This is a genomic window from Methanolapillus millepedarum (genome assembly GCF_032594115.1).
Classification (GTDB): Archaea; Halobacteriota; Methanosarcinia; order Methanosarcinales; family Methanosarcinaceae; genus Methanolapillus; species Methanolapillus millepedarum.
The window spans coordinates 733952-752760 of the sequence record NZ_CP131060.1; the positions used below are offsets into that span (position 1 = coordinate 733952).

Annotated in this window: 10 protein-coding genes, 1 tRNA gene, 3 rRNA genes and 1 pseudogene; 8 read left to right on the forward strand and 7 right to left on the reverse strand. The window is 44.4% G+C overall.

Translation table 11 applies throughout. The features are described from left to right. The first annotated feature begins 50 nt into the window (after positions 1–50). Positions 51–539, forward strand: coding sequence for a hypothetical protein (locus MsAc7_RS03510; protein WP_338103207.1), 489 nt, complete (start codon positions 51–53; stop codon positions 537–539). Beyond that, positions 536–1087: a hypothetical protein gene (locus MsAc7_RS03515; RefSeq protein WP_338103208.1), complete on the forward strand. Its 552-nt coding sequence runs from the start codon at positions 536–538 to the stop codon at positions 1085–1087. The genes MsAc7_RS03510 and MsAc7_RS03515 overlap by 4 nt, the downstream gene beginning before the upstream one ends. 530 nt (positions 1088–1617) lie before the next feature. Here MsAc7_RS03515 and MsAc7_RS03520 read toward each other — a convergent pair. Beyond that, entirely contained in the window at positions 1618–2085 is a 468-nt protein-coding gene (locus MsAc7_RS03520; RefSeq protein ID WP_338103209.1) for a Panacea domain-containing protein, read from the reverse strand. 282 nt (positions 2086–2367) lie between these two features. On the opposite strand from MsAc7_RS03520, the gene MsAc7_RS03525 reads away from it, so the two are divergent. The 3 genes from MsAc7_RS03525 to MsAc7_RS03535 all read left to right on the forward strand — a co-directional run bounded on the left by MsAc7_RS03525 (position 2368) and on the right by MsAc7_RS03535 (position 6058). Next, positions 2368–3663, forward strand: a complete 1296-nt coding sequence (locus MsAc7_RS03525; RefSeq protein WP_338103210.1) for an adenosylhomocysteinase — start codon at positions 2368–2370, stop codon at positions 3661–3663. 87 nt (positions 3664–3750) lie between these two features. Further along, positions 3751–4329: a helix-turn-helix domain-containing protein gene (locus MsAc7_RS03530; RefSeq protein WP_338103211.1), complete on the forward strand. Its 579-nt coding sequence runs from the start codon at positions 3751–3753 to the stop codon at positions 4327–4329. Between the two features lie 61 nt (positions 4330–4390). Then, positions 4391–6058 (forward strand): AMP-binding protein, encoded by a 1668-nt coding sequence (locus tag MsAc7_RS03535; RefSeq protein WP_338103461.1) that lies wholly within the window; start codon positions 4391–4393, stop codon positions 6056–6058. A 753-nt stretch (positions 6059–6811) separates the two neighbouring features. Here MsAc7_RS03535 and MsAc7_RS03540 read toward each other — a convergent pair. After that, positions 6812–7585: pseudogene (locus MsAc7_RS03540) on the reverse strand (23S rRNA (uridine(2552)-2'-O)-methyltransferase); the annotation flags it as partial. A gap of 244 nt (positions 7586–7829) precedes the next feature. Between MsAc7_RS03540 and coaBC the strand changes: the two are divergent. Both coaBC and MsAc7_RS03550 read left to right on the forward strand, forming a co-directional pair. Further along, the gene (gene coaBC / locus MsAc7_RS03545) at positions 7830–9413 is read left to right on the forward strand and encodes a bifunctional phosphopantothenoylcysteine decarboxylase/phosphopantothenate--cysteine ligase CoaBC (protein WP_338103212.1); all 1584 of its coding nucleotides are present in this window, start codon (positions 7830–7832) and stop codon (positions 9411–9413) included. A 26-nt stretch (positions 9414–9439) separates the two neighbouring features. After that, positions 9440–10399, forward strand: coding sequence for a pantoate kinase (locus MsAc7_RS03550; protein ID WP_338103213.1), 960 nt, complete (start codon positions 9440–9442; stop codon positions 10397–10399). An 11-nt stretch (positions 10400–10410) separates the two neighbouring features. Here MsAc7_RS03550 and MsAc7_RS03555 read toward each other — a convergent pair whose 3' ends face one another. The 5 genes from MsAc7_RS03555 to MsAc7_RS03575 all read right to left on the reverse strand — a co-directional run bounded on the left by MsAc7_RS03555 (position 10411) and on the right by MsAc7_RS03575 (position 16390). Next, positions 10411–10638 (reverse strand): hypothetical protein, encoded by a 228-nt coding sequence (locus MsAc7_RS03555; protein WP_338103214.1) that lies wholly within the window; start codon positions 10636–10638, stop codon positions 10411–10413. A gap of 514 nt (positions 10639–11152) precedes the next feature. After that, positions 11153–11274, reverse strand: a 5S ribosomal RNA gene (rrf, locus tag MsAc7_RS03560). Between the two features lie 151 nt (positions 11275–11425). After that, positions 11426–14352, reverse strand: a 23S ribosomal RNA gene (locus tag MsAc7_RS03565). A 348-nt stretch (positions 14353–14700) separates the two neighbouring features. Beyond that, positions 14701–14773 (reverse strand) — tRNA-Ala (locus MsAc7_RS03570). Positions 14774–14915: 142 nt separating this feature from the next. Beyond that, positions 14916–16390 (reverse strand): 16S ribosomal RNA (locus tag MsAc7_RS03575). Together the 16S, 23S and 5S rRNA genes with 1 tRNA gene alongside form the textbook arrangement of a ribosomal RNA operon. Before the next feature lie 1173 nt (positions 16391–17563). Between MsAc7_RS03575 and thrC the strand changes: the two genes are divergently transcribed. Next, complete coding sequence (gene thrC / locus MsAc7_RS03580) at positions 17564–18781, forward strand: threonine synthase (RefSeq protein WP_338103215.1); 1218 nt, start codon at positions 17564–17566, stop codon at positions 18779–18781. Positions 18782–18809 lie beyond the last annotated feature (28 nt).

Genomic DNA, 18809 nt, shown 5'->3' on the forward strand with positions numbered 1-18809 from the left:
GTACAAAATAAACAAGAACCATAATAACGAAATAAAAATAATAATACCTTATGAACCAACAAGCTAACCGGAAAAAATTTTCAATATCAATATCGGTTAGTGAACATCTTGTTAAAAAAATAGACAAATTAATCAAAAGTGGACAATTTGCTTCAGTTTCTGATGTTGTATATGTTTCTGTTTGTGAATTCTTGGGAATAATTTCATTTTGTGAAAACAATCCCAATTTTAATCATACTGATTTTTTATCTTCGATAGAAGATGATGAAATCTCAAAAAATTCAATATCTGTAACCTTCAATGTTTTTGTATTATCTGAAATAAAAAATATTTCAAAAATCACAAATAATAACCAATCAATTATTGTTCAAAAAGCAATTATTTATTTCATTAATAGATACGAAAACCTATCAATGCCAATCATTAGTTTAAATAATTCTGATTTCCCAAAAACAAACGCAGAATTGAGAAAAATAATAAGAGAAGAACTAAACGAATGGAAAAAAGAATTTCTTAATTCGGACGTGGTTAAAAAATGACCGAGGACTTGTCCATTTATTCAAGTCCCGGTGAACAACGAATTGTAGACATTTTAACGAAATGGCTCAAAGAAAATAATATGACCGGTCGTGCTTACAAGTTTCCTGTATCAGTAGACAATTATCAAGTAATTGATGTTTTATTTGACTGTGCCGATTTATGTTACATGGGCATTGAAGTAAAATATAGAACAATAGACGGTTATTGGTATTTAGATCTTGACAGCATATCCCGCAAAAACAAGAATGGAACACGTCAATCAACAAGTCAACTATACTCATTCATTGCCCAGACTGGTCGGCTTGGTCTTTATGCGTTCGTTTTAATGGAAGAAGATGAAGAAACGATATGTTTTTTCCCGCATTATGTTTTGCAACAATGTATCAACCGGGGTTGGAAATATCTCGATATAGGATATCTCTATTGGCATAATAGCTGTTATATTTGGGAAGAAAAAAACCGGACATTTAATGATTACGTAAAAAATGAGTTTGAAAAACAAACAAATTATCTTAATTTTATTTTTAATAATTCAAGTCAAGTGTAAAAAATGAAAAATAATATAACAAAGATTTAAACAGGCATTGAACAGTTGGTACTTTTCCCGCTCCGGGCATAAAACTCAATGTTCGATGCCTGCATTGATATTGAGTAATTCTATTGAATTTTATAAAATCCTATTTTATGGATTAATTGTCCTTATGATTCGGATCAAAAGCGACGACATTAAACTTATTTTCAAAAAAGTATCCGTGGACGCGCGCTTTATTATTAGCGCGAACATGAATGATTCGGAGTTCGGGATGTTTCAAATGTTTCATCCGGCTTTCTTTTGCTTGCTAATGTTTCAAAAAGTTGGAAACGTCGCATCCAAACGACTTTTCAATGAATGAATCGTAAATCTCCAAATCATGATGTTCCATCCGGCAAAAACATCTATGAGATCTCTTCCCGCAACCATTCATATCTTTAAATTGAAAGATTACTTTTTCCGAAACATCCCGAAATGCCGATAGACTGATCCCGTTTCTCTGATCAATATAAGCCGGAGGAATTTGAACAGATTTCATTCTTTTTTCAGTCATTTTGTCCTCGATGGTACACTTTTTTGTAATAACACCTCATATCTTCAAAAGAGATCACCGCTTCGGAATGATCAAATGTCCCGAGATTTCCACGCGCATTTTTCCAAGGATCTTCCTCATGCGTTAAAATTTCAAGTTGCGTTCCCGTAAAATGACCATAAGTATCCCAGATCATCTCCAAAAACTCTTCAACTTTTCCAAAATCCGGTTTCAATTTTGAAGAAGTGATTTCACACCACTCGTAATCCCGATAAATCTCATAAATTATCGGGTTGACCGGACCATGAACCCAAGATTGAAAGGTACAATTTGAACAGAGATAATCATCCGAAAGCGCATAATACCAAGCAACGGCATAATAGCAAAGCTTTTGAAGTTTTTTGTGCGTCATCGGCTCTTTGCTCAAAAACCAATCGGCAACGTCTTTGATGTCATAATTAATTTGGTTTGAATTTGTCATAAGATCTCCCACTCCTGAAAAACAATATTTTGTGAATGAATCTCAAAATGATGGGCAGTCTATTTATAAATTTTTATATTTTTTTGAAATGAATATATCTTCTATGTTTTAATCAATTTTGTATAGCCGGTTTTTGAAAGTAATTCCCCGAGTCCATACGACTATTTTATATTTTATGGATGCCATCTCAAACCCATTCACAATACATATGATGAAACATTTGAATATTTTTCATTCATCTTACTTTACATTTATTGAGAACGGATTATTTGAGGAAAAAAAATGGACGCGTCAAAAAAGGAACTTGCAGATTCCGGAAACCTGAAAATCGAATGGGCAAAAAATCACATGCCGGTTCTGGAACAAATCCGAAAAGAATTCGAAGCGGAAAAGCCGCTTAAAGGACGACGAATCGCAATGGCGCTTCACGTCGAAGCCAAAACGGCAGTTTTGGTTGAAACATTGGCAGCCGGCGGCGCAAATGTGGCGATTACGGGCTGCAACCCGCTCAGCACGCAAGATGATGTGGCGTATGCGCTGGATTGTAAAGAGAATATTTCCTGCTGCGCCAAATATGATTGCACCAACGCCGAATATTACGAAGCGATTGACAAAGTTCTGGACATGGAGCCGGACATTACCATTGACGACGGCGCCGATTTGATTTTTAAACTTCACAAAGAGCGGCGCGATCTTCTCCCGAAAATCATTGGCGGCTGCGAGGAAACCACAACCGGCATCCACCGGCTGATGGCGATGCAAAAAGAAGGGGCACTCGAAATGGCGGTGCTGGCGGTCAATGACGCACAAACCAAATTCATGTTCGACAACCGATACGGGACCGGACAATCCGCCTGGGACGGGATTATGCGGACAACCAATCTGCTTGTCGCCGGAAAAACCGTTGTTATCGGCGGCTACGGCTGGTGCGGACGGGGAATTGCCATGCGGGCAGCGGGTCTTGGCGCCGAAGTGGTGGTAACTGAAATTAATCCGGTGCGGGCGCTGGAAGCCCGGATGGACGGCTACCGTGTGATGCCGATGGCAAACGCGGCGGCGATCGGCGACATTTTTGTGACGACAACCGGCAACTGCGATGTGATTTCAACGGAACATTTTTTGAAGATGAAATCCGGTGCGATCTTAGCAAATGCCGGCCACTTCAATGTGGAAATTGATTTAGAAGGACTCAAAAAGATGTCAACAGATATCAAAACAGTTCGGAAAAATATTAAGGAATACACGATTAACAAAAACCAAACCGAAAGTCGGGAACAAAACAGCAATAAAAGCGGCAACAAACATGAAATTAAAATTAATGTTCTTGCGGACGGGCGGCTGGTTAATCTGGCCGCCGGCGACGGTCATCCGGCGGAAGTGATGGATATGAGTTTTGCGAACCAGGCGCTTAGCGTCAAATATATTGCGCAAAACAAACTTTCGCACGGCGTTCATAAAGTTCCGGCGGAAATCGATGAATGGGTCGCGTCATTAAAATTAAAATCGATGAGTATTGAAATCGACCGGCTTACCGACAAACAGCGGTGCTACACAGACGATTGGGAAGCCGGAACCTGAGAATAATTATTTAATGGAATGAATTCGAAAATAAAAACAGCAGCGTTTTAAATTGATTGAAATGATAAAAATGAATGAATGATCATTATGGCGAACAAAAATATCGGAACAAAAATTAAATCAATTCGCGAATCTAAAAAAATGACGCGGGAAGAACTGGCTGACCGAAGCAATTTGGATTTGATGCAAATAACGGCGATTGAAGAAAACACAAATATACCATCGCTTGCACCGCTTATTAAAATTGCGCGCGTTCTTGGCGTCCGTTTGGGAACGTTTTTGGATGATTCGGACGATTTGGGACCGGCAGTCACCCGGAAAAACAAAGCCAATGAAACCATTCACACTTCCGACACCAGCACGGAAAAACACGCCAAATCTCATAACAATTTCTTTGCGCTTGCCCCGCAAAAGACCGGACGGACGATGGAACCGTTCATTGTGGAAATCAATCCGGCTAATGAATCCGAATTGATGGTGTCCGCGCACGAAGGGGAAGAGTTCATTTATGTGCTGGGCGGGATCGTCAAAATCGTTTACGGCCAGACAACATACATTCTGGAAGAAGGCGACAGCATTTACTATGATTCCATTGTCGATCACTTGGTGTGTGCCGCTGACGAAAACGGCGCTAAAATTTTGGCCGTTGTGTACGCGCCGATGTAACCAAAAATAAAAAATGAACAATCGGACAATAAATGCGGAGGAAATAAAATTGGCAGAACCGATGGAAAACAGTTCACATCTTCAGCTTTCCGACCGGACGCTCGGCGAATGGCTTGAATATTGGGCGAAAGAAACGCCGGACCGGGAATATATCGTCTATTCCGACCGGGATTTGAGATTTACCTGGAAAGATTTTAACAAGCGCGTCGACAACATGGCGAAAGGGCTTCTGGCGATCGGCATTAAAAAAGGATATCATGTGGGACTTTGGGCGACCAACGTCCCGGATTGGCTGACGTTTTTGTACGCTTGCGCCAAAATCGGCGCGGTTTGCGTAACCGTCAATACCAGTTACAAGCAGCACGAACTGGAATATCTGGTTGGAAATTCCGACATGCACACGCTGTGCATTATTGACGGAACATTTGACGGCGACTACGTTCAAATGACCTACAATATGCTGCCGGAACTGAAAAACTGCCAGCGCGGACACCTCAAAAGCGAACGGTTTCCGCACATGAAAAATGTGATTTATATCGGACAGGAGAAACACCGCGGCATGTACAACACGGCGGAAGTTTTGCTGCTGGGAAGCAATATCAAGGACGACGTGTTGGAAAAAGCCAAATCGGAAGTGAGCTGTCATGATGTCGTCAACATGCAATACACATCGGGGACGACAGGATTCCCCAAAGGCGTCATGCTGTCGCATCACAATATTGCCAACAACGGTTACCTGACGGGTGAACACATGAAGTTTACGCAGGACGACAAATTGTGCGTCTGCGTTCCGCTTTTCCACTGTTTCGGCGTTGTTCTCGCCACCATGAATTGTCTCACGCATGGCTGTACGCAGGTGATGATTGAAAAATTCGATCCGTTGCTGACGTTGGCCTCGATTCACAAAGAACGGTGTACGGCCGTTTACGGGGTTCCGACGATGTTTATTGCCGAGCTGAATCACCCGATGTTTAGCATGTTTGACTTGACGAGCCTTCGAACCGGAATCATGGCGGGGTCGCTCTGTCCGATTGAGCTGATGCGTCAGGTGAGCGAGAAAATGTATTTGCAAATCACGAGCGTTTACGGTCTTACGGAATCTTCTCCCGGAATGACGCACACCCGAATCGACGATTCGGCGGAGGTGCGCTACACAACAGTCGGCCGGCCGTTTGAATATACGGAAGTCAAAGTTTTGGACCCGCAAACAAACACCGAATGCCCGCCGGGCGTTCAGGGAGAAATGTGTTGCCGCGGCTATTTGGTGATGAAAGGTTACTACAAAAACGAAGAAGCCACACGAGAAGCGATTGACGAAAACGGGTTCCTTCATTCCGGAGATTTGGGCGTGATGGACGAATACGGCAATTTCAAAATCACCGGCCGGATCAAAGATATGATTATCCGCGGCGGCGAAAATATTTATCCGCGCGAAATTGAGGAATTCCTCTACAAGATGCCCGGCCTTCAAGATATTCAAGTGGCGGGCGTCCCGTCCGAAAAATACGGCGAAGAAGTCGGCGCGTTTATTATTTTGCAGGACGGCGCCAAAATGACGGCGGAAGACGTTCGAGATTTCTGCCGCGGCCAAATCGCGCGTTACAAAATTCCCAAGTATGTGTTCTTCTTGGACGCGTTTCCGATGACCGGAAGCGGAAAGATTCAGAAATATAAACTTCGGGAAATGAGTCTTGAGATTTGTAAAAAACAGGGAATTGAAGTGATTTGATTTTACTTCAATTCATTCTTTTTTGTTTGTTTTTTTGTTCACTTGTTACGGTTTTTATATAGAGGGCGACGCCGCGCGCGTTATGGCGACACATTTTCTTTTTGAGCCAATAAAAAGACGGAGTCATTTTTGAAAACGTTAAGGAAGCCGCCCATACACTTTTCTTAAAATTCAAGCAAACCATCCCGAATAAACAGATGCGTATCGCATCTGTTTATTCGGATTTCAATTCGACAGATTGGTGAAGTAGCAAACAGATGCAAACTGTAAAATAGAAACAGCAGGTGCAAACTGCAAAATAGAAACAGCAGATGCAAACTGTAAAATAGAAACAGCAGATGCAAATTGAAAATAGAAACAGCAGATGCAAATTGAAAATAGAAACAGCAGATGCAAACCGTAAAATAGTAAGCAGCAGATGCAAGATGTAATAATAGAGAACAGCAAGTCCATCAGCGATCAGACTGCATTGCATGGTTATCTGTAAGATACAGATGCAATTGCATCTGATTTTACAGGACAGTTGGCATGAATATTAAAGAAAAAGTAAATCGTGATTTCAATTAAATATTAATCAAACTCAACGTCCTTTTCATCTGCCGGCGGCACATAATTGTCAATGTCCAAACTTCGGTCTCGGACTCGCAGGATTTTTTGTTTTTTGGGTTGTTCCGACGACTCGGATTCAAAGTTGGCGAAACTGCCATCTGTTTTTGGAACATATTTCGGCGTCAGATATTGGTTTTCCGGAAGTTTGTCCAATTTTTCGAGGACTTTCGCAAACGCAAAATTCGGCTTGACGTCTTCGATTTTGACTTTGACGATCTCACCTAAAACGGCGTCTTTGACAAAAATGACAAAATCGTCCAGGTAGGCGATTCCGTCGCCGGATTCTCCCATTCCCGTAATTTCAACGGCGCACAAGTGATTCTTTCGAACCGGCGCCGTTAAAAACCGCTTGGCGATCACATAGATTTCGGCGCTGGTGGAACGGGAAGCTTGCGGAGAATAGGATTTGACATAAACGAATTCGGCGCTCACGCGATCGAAAAAGTCTTTGAACAAATCGCCTTGAAAAACCTTGACGACAAAAGTGCCTTTCGGTTTTAAAATTTTTTTGGCGCACTCAAATGCCGCGTCATTCAGCATAATTCCGCGAGCGTGGTCCAGCGCCCAATTTCCGGAAAGGTTAGGGGCGGCGTCACACAAAACAATATCAACGCCCCCTTTTCCGGCAAATTCCAGAATCTTTTCAATCGTTTCATCCGAGGTGATATCGCCTTTAATGGTGGTGACGCCATCGATTTCTTTGATGAACTGAAGGTCAACTCCCAGAATGCGTCCGCCGGATAATTCTTTGGCGACTTGAAGCCAGCCGCCGGGCGCCGCACCCAAATCGACAATCGTGTCACCTCTTTTGATAATATTCATCCGGTCATTGATTTGTTTCAATTTGTAAGAAGCCCGGGAGCGGTAGCCCTCTTTTTGAGCTTGGTGATAATAAAAATCCTTTTGATTGCGTGCCATAAAAATTTCCTGATCTGATAATGAATTTTAGATTTAAAATGATTCTTTGAGTCTTTTTCGATAAATATGTTGAATCATTTCGATTGTTTGTTGAACATTTCGATTTATCTTTTCAATTCCGTTCAATTCTATTGATTTTCGGTTTGAATGGGTTAAATGTATTTATGATTAATGTTATTTATTGAAAAAAATTCAAATAATTTCATAAATATCAATCAAGCATTGAACAAAAAATGTGACGGAAATGAATCATTTCAACAAAAATCAAGATCAATCTCCGGATTTAAAGGCAAGCTCAAACTCAAACTCAAATTCAAATCCGAATTTCACCAACCCGGATTCAAAGGCAAATCAGCATCCGACTCGTTGGATTTCAGAGTCCAAAGGAAACTCACTCTCCGGAAAAACCATTGTCATTGGTGTTACGGGAAGCATTGCCGCGGTTTCAATCGTCACGCTTGCTCGGGAATTGATTCGATATGGAGCAGATGTATTCTCGGTCACGACAGACGCCGCCTGTCAAATTATTCATCCGAATGCGTTGCATTACGCGACCGGAAATCCGGTAATTACAGAACTTTCCGGGCGGGTGGAACATGTCGAATTTTTCGGATCAAAAGGACGGGGCGACCTTTTGCTGATTGCGCCGGCGACCGCGAATACTATTTCCAAAATAGCGATGGGCATCGATGACACACCGGTCACGACGTTTGCGACAACCGCGATCGGTGAAGGGAAAAAAGTGATGATCGTTCCGGCAATGCACGAATCTATGTACCGGCATCCGAAAGTGATTGAAAATTTAAAAACGTTAAAGTCGTGGGGAATTGAAATTGTCGGCCCGAGAATGGAAGAAGGAATTGCAAAAATTGCAAACAATGACGAGATTGTTTGGCGCATAAAGCGGGCGTTGGAAGAAAATTCACCGTCAACGACCGGTTTTTCCGGAACAAATATATTCATCACATCCGGAGCGACAGCCGAAAGCATTGATTCGATTCGGATTTTGACAAACCGCGCGTCCGGAAAAACGGGAACAGCCTTGGCGCTTTCTGCTTATGAAAAAGGAGCGGAAGTCTTTTTGTTCCACAGAAACAAACTTGATTTCGACCTTCCGCATCTGAATGAGATTTATGTTGAAAGTGCCGACGACATGACAAAATCGGTTATTCAGAAAATCAAGGACGAAAAATCAACCGGAGCCAAACACAAAAATATTTTGATCAGCGCGGCAGCAATTTCGGACTACACGACCGATAAAAAAGAGGAAAAGATAAAATCCGGAAAAAGCGAATTGATCTTATCGCTTCATCCGACCAAAAAGCTCATCGAAGAAGCTAAAAAGGCGGACCCGGATTTATTGGTCGTTGCCTTTAAAGCGGAAACTGCCATGTCTTTTGAAGAACTTATGGACTCGGCCGCCCAAAAAATAAATGAGGGGATTGCGGATATTGTCGTCGCCAACAACGTTAGAGAAAAAGGAATGGGGACAGATGACAACGATGTTTATTTGGTTTTTAAAGATTTAATGATCAAATGGATTCCGATTTCGGGGCGAAAAGAAATGATTGCGGATGAAATTTTAAAATTTATTGCTCAAAATAACGAAAGCAAAGGGACAACAGAAAGCGATAATTTCACAAATAAATTTACGGCAGCAAGCTCAATGAATTCAATGATGTTGGGTGACAAATTGAGTGAAAAAGCGAATGAGATCGGTGATGCCGATGATGAAAACAAACTGATGAAAGATCAAAAAGAATCACATCAAAAATCCGGGCGTTACAAAAAGCCGGTCCAAATGAAAGGACGCGTTTTTAAAAGATAAAAACAATGCGGATGAGTACAAAAATAATGGGTACGGCAATAAACACGATGAATATGATGAATGAAGGAAAAGAGTTCAAACAAAAAACGTTTTTTTGTCCGGGGCACATCACCGGTTTTTTTCAAATTTGCAACCATGATGATCCGCACCAAAAGGGATCTGTCGGATGCGGAATTGCTCTTGATAAAGGGCTTTTGACAACGGTTTCGGTTTTCGATAAAACGGAAGTTTTCCTGAATGAAAAAAAGGAATACGGGGAAACGATCCGAGAGGTTGTTTCTGAAATGGAAATAATCGCTCAAAAAAGATACAATCATTCTTTTCATTTTAACATGTCCGGTATCAGTGATTTTCCGCCGGGAAGTGGCTTTGGAATTTCGGCTGCCGGCGCTCTCGGAACGGCTTTTGCCATCAATGAATCCTTGAACCTGGGACTCCCGAGAGAAGAGTTGGTGGAAATGGCTCATGTCGCCGAAGTCAAGGCCGGAAGCGGTCTTGGAGATGTTGCCGGCGAATCTTTGGGTGGTCTTGTTCTTCGTGAAAAGCCCGGAGGAACACGGTTTGGAAAATTTCACAAAATCGCGGCACCTGAAAAAAAGGTTTTTTGTTTGGTTTTGGGCGAATTGTCAACGAAAGAAGTGATTTCAAATCCGGAACACATTAAAGCGATCAACGCTGCCGGAAAAGAAGCGATGGAAAGATTTCAAAAAACAAAAACGATTGAATCTTTTATGGAAGAATCATCGGCATTTACAAAAAAAGTCGGCCTTTTGAGCGACGGCGCAAAAAAAGCAATCGAATCCGTGGATGAAAATTTTGGGACAGCTGCTCAAGCCATGCTTGGAAATACTGTTTTTGCGATGACAAAAAAATGTGAAAACAAAAGGCTTGAAAGAGAAGCGGAAGAGCATATTTTAAAATCACTTCAAAGATTCGGAACGGTTTATGAATGCAAAATCGGAAGCTGCGGGCCAAAATTAATTTAAATTCTATTTTTCTAACAGAAGCAAGCTCCTGCATTCAAATTTGTTGTATTCTCAGCATTCAATTCCAATTTTCTATCAAGCTTGGTGCCATCTAATTTTCTATCAAGCTTGGTGCCATTCCAATCTTCCATCAGCTTGCTGCTATTCCAATCTTCCATCAGCTTGCTGCCAGTCCAATCTTCCATCAGCTTGCTGCCAGTCCAATTTTCCATCAGCTTGCTGCCAGTCCAATTTTCCATCAGCTTGCTGCCAGTCCAACTGTATACTTGTGATTTCCGCAAAATCAGACGCTTTGCGTCTGATTTTGCGTACCGGTTACACATGTGTTAGAGTCAAATCCATTTCTCACTTATTTTTCAAATCTCATTTTAAACCGCCCCCCACACTCTTGCATGTAACTGCCAGATAGAAACCGCCCCACACTCTTGCACGAAACTGTCAGATAGAAACCGCCCCGCAACCTTGCATGAAACTGCCAGATAGAAACGCCCCTGACCCTCGTTCGCGCGCCTACCGGCTCTAAAAAATAGAAGCTGCGCAGTCTCTCGCATGTACAGTCGGACAGAAAAATGAAGCCACAGGTTCAGACGGAACACAGTCAGGCAGAAAAATGAAGCCGCAGGTTCAGACGGAACACGGTCCGACGGAAAATGAACTTTTAGATTCAAAAAGAAATGGAATAACAGAAAAAAGTAATAGCGGATATATAATTCATAAAAAATGTTGGATGTTTGTGAATATATAAAGAAAGGCCTTTGGCAGCGATCAGTATTTCCCGAAGGCTCGCACACTTCAGTACCGTAAAGAACGCCGGCTGGCTTATCTTCTGTGTTCGGTATGGGTACAGGAGTTTCCCCGCCGCTATGGCCGCCAAAGACCTTTGCTTTAAGTTGGATGTAGGAACGGATTTTTTGTTTAAATTTGTTTTGGCATGTAGGATGGATTGAGATTTTACTAAGGGAAATATTTTATATTTCGCTTATATTTTTTCTTTTGGTTATATTCAGATATCGCCCGAAGAAACGGGTTTGTGGTGGAACGGACAATTAGTGAACGCGGACTTAACACCTCGTTGCCTTGATGCTTACATCCCGTTTCTATTGACCTCATCTTTTATGAGTGTCCTTATTGATGTCTCTTTTTGAGTTTGATTTCGAGCTTAGATGCGTTCAGCTCTTATTCATTTGCGCGTAGCTGCCCTGCGTTGCCTTGTCAGACAACAGGTAGACCAGAGGCGCCGTTGCTCTGTTCCTCTCGTACTAAAAGCAACTTACCCTCAGACATCGGGCACTTCCGGTAGATAGTAACCAACCTGTCTCACGACGGTCTAAACCCAGCTCACGATCTCCTTTAATAGGCGAACAACCTCACCCTTGGCCGCTGCTGCACGGCCAGGATGGAAAGAACCGACATCGAAGTAGCAAGCTGCCGGGTCGATATGTACTCTTGCCGGCAACGACACAATTATCCCCAGGGTAACTTTTCTGTAGTTTTTGGCCCGCACCAAGCGGGCTCAAAAGTTCGCTAGAACCGACTTTCGTCTCGTCATCCCTTGTTGTGCGGAATAACGTCAGGCTGACTTATGCTCTTGCACTCTTCAGTGAGTTTCCGACCCACTTGAGTCAACCATTGCGCACCCTTGATATCTTTTCAAGGGCGTCCCGCCCCAGGCAAACTGCCCACCTATCGGGGTCCTCTCGGTTGAGAGTTAGAATCGTAATTCCAAAAGGGTAGTGTCCCACTTTCGGCTCCACGGATGCTGGCGCACCCGCTTCGACGCCTCCTACCTACACTGTACATTCGAAATCACAATTCAGCGACAGGCTGCAGTAAAGCTCCATGGGGTCTTCACTTCCCCCCGGAAGTCTCATGACTGTGCACATGAAAGTAAGCTTCACCGGATTCCAGTTTGGGACAGTAGAGCTCTCATTGATCCATTCATGCAAGTCGCCAATTAAGCGACAAGGTACTACGCTACCTTAAGAGGGTCATAGTTACCCCCGCTGTTTACAGGCCCTTCGTTCCGTTGAACCGGAGGTTGAGGTACCTGCACTGAGCAGGATTCAGAGATCGTACTCATCCTTACGGATTTGCGATCTCCTATGTTGATATTAGACAGTTGGAGCTCCCTGGTCACTGCGACCTGCTGTCTTCACAGCAGGCACTCCTTCTCCCGAAGTTACGGAGCTAATTTGCCGAATTCCCTAAACTGAATTACTCCGTCACGCCTTAGCCTTTTCAGCTAGGGGCACCTGTGTCGGATCTTGGTACGGACGTTTGACACCCTTTTCACGGGCTCATGGGTGCAACCGGCTTTCGTCATCACACCTTCTCGAACTTCTCGCCATGACGGCTCTCCATTCGTTTCAATGCTTAAACGGCGCGACAGCGCCGCCCGGTCTTCCCTTAAGCGTCAGGATTTTTTGTCAACGGTACAGGAATATTAACCTGTTTCCCAATTCGATGCACTCGTGTTACGGTGCACCTTAGGACCGACTAACCCTCGGCTGATGATCATTGCCGAGGAAACCTGGCCCCTTCGGCGGTCAAGATTTTCACTTGACTATGCTGCTACTATTACCAGGATTTTCGTTTGCGCACGGTCCACAGGACCTCACGGCCCTGCTTCTGCCCGAACGCAACGCCCTCCTACAAGATTACCTTATACGGTACTCCATGGTATCGGTGGTCGGCTTAAGCCCCGTCAATTTTCGGGGCCCCAAACCTCGACTGGTGATCTGTTACGAACTCTTTAAAGGGTAGCTGCTTCTAAGCTAACCTTCCAGCTGTTTTGGGCTTGGGACGCCCTTTAGTGTTTACACTGAGCCGACACTTGGGGACCTTAACCATGGGCAGGGTTGTCTCCCTTACGCACTACAAGCTTACCCCAGCAGTGCGGACTCCGGCCGTCTTTGGTGTGGGTGGGTTTGGAGTTTGACAGGGGAGCGAAGAATTTCTTCCCCGGATTCCCCAATCAGTGCTCTACTCCACCAACGACCTCAAGCCAGGTCATGCTGCGACATGTTTCGGAGGGAACCAGCGGATGCCGGGCTAGATTAGCATTTCACTCCGAGACGTGGATCACGTGAATGATTTGCAGATCAATACCACTTGCGGTCCTCCACGCGGCTTTCGCTACGCTTCAACCTGTCCACGCCTAGATCGCCCGGCTTCGGGTCTTATCCCGGTGACTCCGCGCACTTGTATACGCCGTGCCTCACCTTGCGGTTGCGCACTTGTTGCTTTCGCTTTGGCTTCTTAAACGATTAATTAGCCTTCGCCACCAAGATAAACTCCCTGGCCCGTTCTTCAAAACGTAGGATACGACGCCGGCAGTTTCGCTCGTACACAAGCCTCGCGGCTTTTTCCTTCGCGAAAAAGATCCTTTCGCGCCGTATCGTTCCATAACCAACAGGTTTCAGGCACTTTTTACCTCCCTTCTCGGGGTACTTTTCAGCGTTCGGTCACCCTACTAATTCGCTATCGGACTCAAGAGGTATTTAGTTTTGGAGATTGGTGTTCCCCTTATTCGCGCGAGATTTCCGACCCACGCTACTCCGGATCAGGCTTTTTTCCTTTTATGTTCACCGACGTGACTATCACACTCTATGGTCTGCCGTTTCAGGCAAGTTTGGTTTGATAATGCCGGAAAAATATAGCCGTCCATAAACCACATCTCCGCCTTATTCCTAAAGCGGATTCAGTTTGAACTCTGCCGTGTTCAATCGCCTTTACTAACGGCATCTCATTTGATTTCTCTTCCTGCCCCTACTAAGATGTTTCAATTCGGGGCGTTCCTGATCATGACTGATCGACGCTTTCGCGTCAAGATTCCCATTCGGAGATCTCAGGTTCATCGGCTCCTTGCGCCTACCCTGAGCTTTTCGCAGCTTGGCACGTCCTTCATCAGCCCTTGAGCCGAGCCATCCACCTGTTGGCGTTATACCAGCACAAACCGTTTCTTCAGTTAGCGTCTGATATAACCAAAAGTTGTTTTCATATTCTCTGGTTGGTTATGAAAACGTTTAAACAAATTCATGCGGCTTTGGCAGCATATCCAAATTTCCGCACTGTCGTCGAATTTGTTTTTTGTCTCAATCCTCTACATGACTTCACACAAACCCGAATGGCTGTTCAGGTTTAATCCGTCCTTCCCCCGCGAAAATTCACGGAGTGCATTGAAATATCCTTTGAGGAATCGAACCTCTAACCGTTTTTCAGAAAAACTGAAAATCAAACGGTTTTTACCGAATTTACTTTTATTTTCTATTTTAATTACCTTGATTTTGATTCAAGGTTAGTGGACTTGCGGGGATTTGAACCCCGGGCCTCGCCCATGCGAAGGGCGCAATCTTCCAGCTGATCTACAAGCCCCTGTTGTTGAAAACGGGTTTATTCCCGTTTTGGGGGTTTGCGCCCGCTGCTTTTTGGCAGATTTTTTGTTATCTGCTGTTTTTGTTTTTGTATTTTATTTGTGACCTGATGTTTTTTCGGCATCTGACGGTGATTTTTTCTTAGGAGGTGATCCAGCCGCAGATTCCCCTACGGCTACCTTGTTACGACTTAACCCCCCTTGCAAAATTCAGGTTCGAATACGGCACTTTGTCCATACCCTCACCCATACCTCACTCGGGTGGTTTGACGGGCGGTGTGTGCAAGGAGCAGGGACGTATTCACCGCGCTATGTTGAAACGCGATTACTACGGATTCCAGCTTCACGAGGGTGGGTTTCAACCCTCGATCCGAACTTAGAACGGGTTTATGAGATTAACATCCCCTTTCGGGGTAGTGACCCATTGTCCCGTCCATTGTAGCCCGCGTGTAGCCCAAGGGATTCGGGGCATACTGATCTACCGTAGCCCGCACCTTCCTCCGGTTTAGCACCGGCGGTCCCCACAGAGTCCCCAACTATCCGAAGATATTGCTGGTAACTGTGGGCACGGGTCTCGCTCGTTGCCTGACTTAACAGGATGCTTCACAGTACGAACTGGCGACGACCATGCACCTCCTCTCAGCGATTCAGGTAAAGTCTTCAGCTTGACCTACATATTGCTGTCTCCCCTGGTGAGTTTTCCGGCGTTGAGTCCAATTAAACCGCAGGCTCCACCCGTTGTTGTGCTCCCCCGCCAATTTCTTTAAGTTTCAGCCTTGCGGCCGTACTTCCCAGGTGGCTCGCTTCACGGCTTCCCTTCGGCACCAGACATAGTCACGCCATGCCTGACACCTAGCGAGCATCGTTTACGGCTGGGACTACCCGGGTATCTAATCCGGTTCGTGCCCCCAGCTTTCGTCCCTCACCGTCGGACTCGTTTTGGTAAGGCGCCTTCGCCACAGGTGGTCCCACAAGGATTACAAGATTTCACTCCTACCCCTGTAGTACCCCTTACCTCCCCCGATCCCAAGACCGGAAGTATCCGCTGACAGCCCGGATGTTGAGCATCCGGATTTCCCAACGGACTTCCCGGTCCGGCTACGGACCCTTTAGACCCAATAAAAGCGGCTACCACTCGGGCCACCGGTATTACCGCGGCGGCTGGCACCGGTCTTGCCCGGCCCTTGCTAACGCTTACGACTTAAGTAAGCGGACAGCCCGCATTTGATGCGAGCACTCGGTGTCTCCTTATCACAGTTTCCTGCATTGTAAAGTTTTCGCGCCTGCTGCGCCCCGTAGGGCCTGGATTCATGTCTCAGAATCCATCTCCGGGCTCTTGCTCTCACAACCCGTACCCGTTGTCGGCTAGCGGGTACCTTACACCCGCTACAACCTGATAGGCCGCAGACCCATCCTCAGACGAAATTCTTTCACTCTCTAAGCAATTCCAGCAGAAGAGAATTATCCGGAATTATCCTCAGTTTCCCGAGGTTATGCCGGATCTGAGGGCAGGTTATCCACGTGTTACTGAGCATTACGCCATGTTCACGAAGAACATTTGACTCGCATGGCTTAGGCAAACACCGATAGCAGTAACCTCCGGCAGAATCAACCGGAATTACATGCGCAACATTTTACTGTTGCATGCACAACTTTTATCTTTTTTTAATTTTGGAAAGTTAAAACTCAAATCTATATGGCCAAGGAATTACAATCAAAGAATAAAGCGCTTACACAAATCTTTGAATATTTATCTCTAAAATTCAAAAACTTGGAAAAACTACCAATCTCTAATATTGCATTCGCTTGCATCACATTTGGTTTTAATGTTTCAATACACTCTTTCAAAAGTGTTTTTTTGGTTTACCTTAAACTTGGTTAAGATTGTAAAAAACACCGTCAGAGTTTACCGAAACATCAGGTCACATATCAGTCAGGAAAAAACTCCGGACCTCATTAATAATTGAATAATTGTAATTTTATTTTTAACACTCATGATTGCGATTTTAACGCGCAACACAAGAGTTACTTCAAAGAGCTTTGTGATATATAAAGATTTTCACCGAACTCCTGAAACATCATGAATCAATCCAATTTGATTCATTTTTGCCTCACAATTCTAACGAATTGAAGGGACCCTAAAGAGTTAAGCTTAATATTTAAAGGTTTTGACTTCTGATTTTTATAAAAATGGAAAGGTGTGGCATAAAATTATTTAACAAAACCAAAAATTGTTATCTTCAATGCTGCTTTTTATTTAAACCGGTAGATTTTTTTGATTACCAATTGCACCTACTGTTTTCAGTTCAGATTGCACCTACCGTTTACAGTTCAGATTGCACCTACTATTTTCAGTTCAGATTGCACCTACCGTTTTCAGTTCAGATTGCATCTACCATTTACAGTTCGGATTGTATCTGCCACTACTGTACCAATCCGATTTGTAGGAATCCGAATAAACAGATGCGACACGCATCTGTTTATTCGGGAGGGTTTGCCCGATTTTTAAAAGAAACAACGAACACATGGCCTGAATTATTCGACAAGCGACCCGTTTTTGACTCAATTCAAAAAATACGTCGCCTTAACGCGCGCGGCATCACACCGCATAATATTAAAACAAAAAACCTAAAAAACAAAAAATGAAATTTTTACAAAATAGTAGACACAACCTTAATAATCCATTAAATAATTTTAACCCCCCGTTGTTCATATAGATAGAATAATAAATCAACACTCATTATCATCATTTAATTTTAACCTACATACAAAACCAACCGGAGTCAACAACCATGGAATATTACCTCAAATGCATCGAATGCGGTGCCGAATTTGACAAAAAGGAAATCATCTACACCTGCCAAAAATGCAACGGACTTTTGGATGTCATCTACGATTATAATGAAATTAAAAAGAATATGGACATGAACAAATTAAAAACCGAGGCCCCCTCCGTTTGGAAATACAAAGATTTGTTGCCGGTCGGCATTGAACCCGTCAGCATTCGCGAAGGCGGAACGCCGCTTTACAAATGCGACAGGCTCGCCAAAAAAATCGGCATTCGGGAACTTTATGTGAAACACGAAGGGATGAACCCGACCGGATCCTTTAAAGACCGCGGCATGACCGTCGGGGTCTCAAAAGCCATTGAACTCGGCATGAAAACAGTTGCCTGCGCGTCCACCGGAAACACGTCAGCCGCCCTTGCGATTTACGGCGCCAAAGCCGGCATCCCGTCCGTTGTTCTTCTCCCGGCCGGAAAAGTCGCGCTCGGAAAAATCGGACAAGCGCTTATGCACGGCGCCAAAGTCATCATGATTAAAGGAAATTTCGATGACGCACTCCTTCTTGTCCGTGAACTTTGCGACCAAGAGCCCATTTATCTCCTCAACTCCATCAACCCGTACCGGTTGGAAGGACAAAAAACAATTGCCTTTGAAATTGTTGACCAACTCGGATTTAAAGTGCCGGACCGCGTCGTCTTGCCGGTCGGAAACGCCGGAAACATCACCGCGATTAACAAGGGATTCAAAGAATTCATGACATTGGGAATCACCAACCGCCGCCCGAAAATGACAGGCATTCAAACAGAAGGCGCAAGCCCGATTGTGAAAGCCATCAAAAGCGGCGCCGACGACATTACCCCGGAAAAGAACCCGGAAACCATCGCAACCGCCATTCGAATCGGCGACCCGGTCAACGCCCGAAAAGCCTTAGCCGCCATTCGCGAATCCGGCGGAACCGCTGAATCGGTGACGGACGATGAACTGATTCAAGCGCAAAAGGATTTGGCGCAGCTTGAAGGAATCGGTGTGGAGCCCGCCAGCGCAACATCCGTTGCCGGCCTTAAGAAATTAGTGGACTTGGGCGTCATTTCAAAAGACGAAACCGTCGTCTGTGTGACGACCGGACACCTGCTTAAAGACCCGGAAGAAGTCATCAGCGTTTGCATCGAGCCAGTCGTTGTCGAACCAACCATAGAAGCCTTGAGAAAAGCCATTTTCTCATAAAGTAAAAACACAACATAACGGCAACACC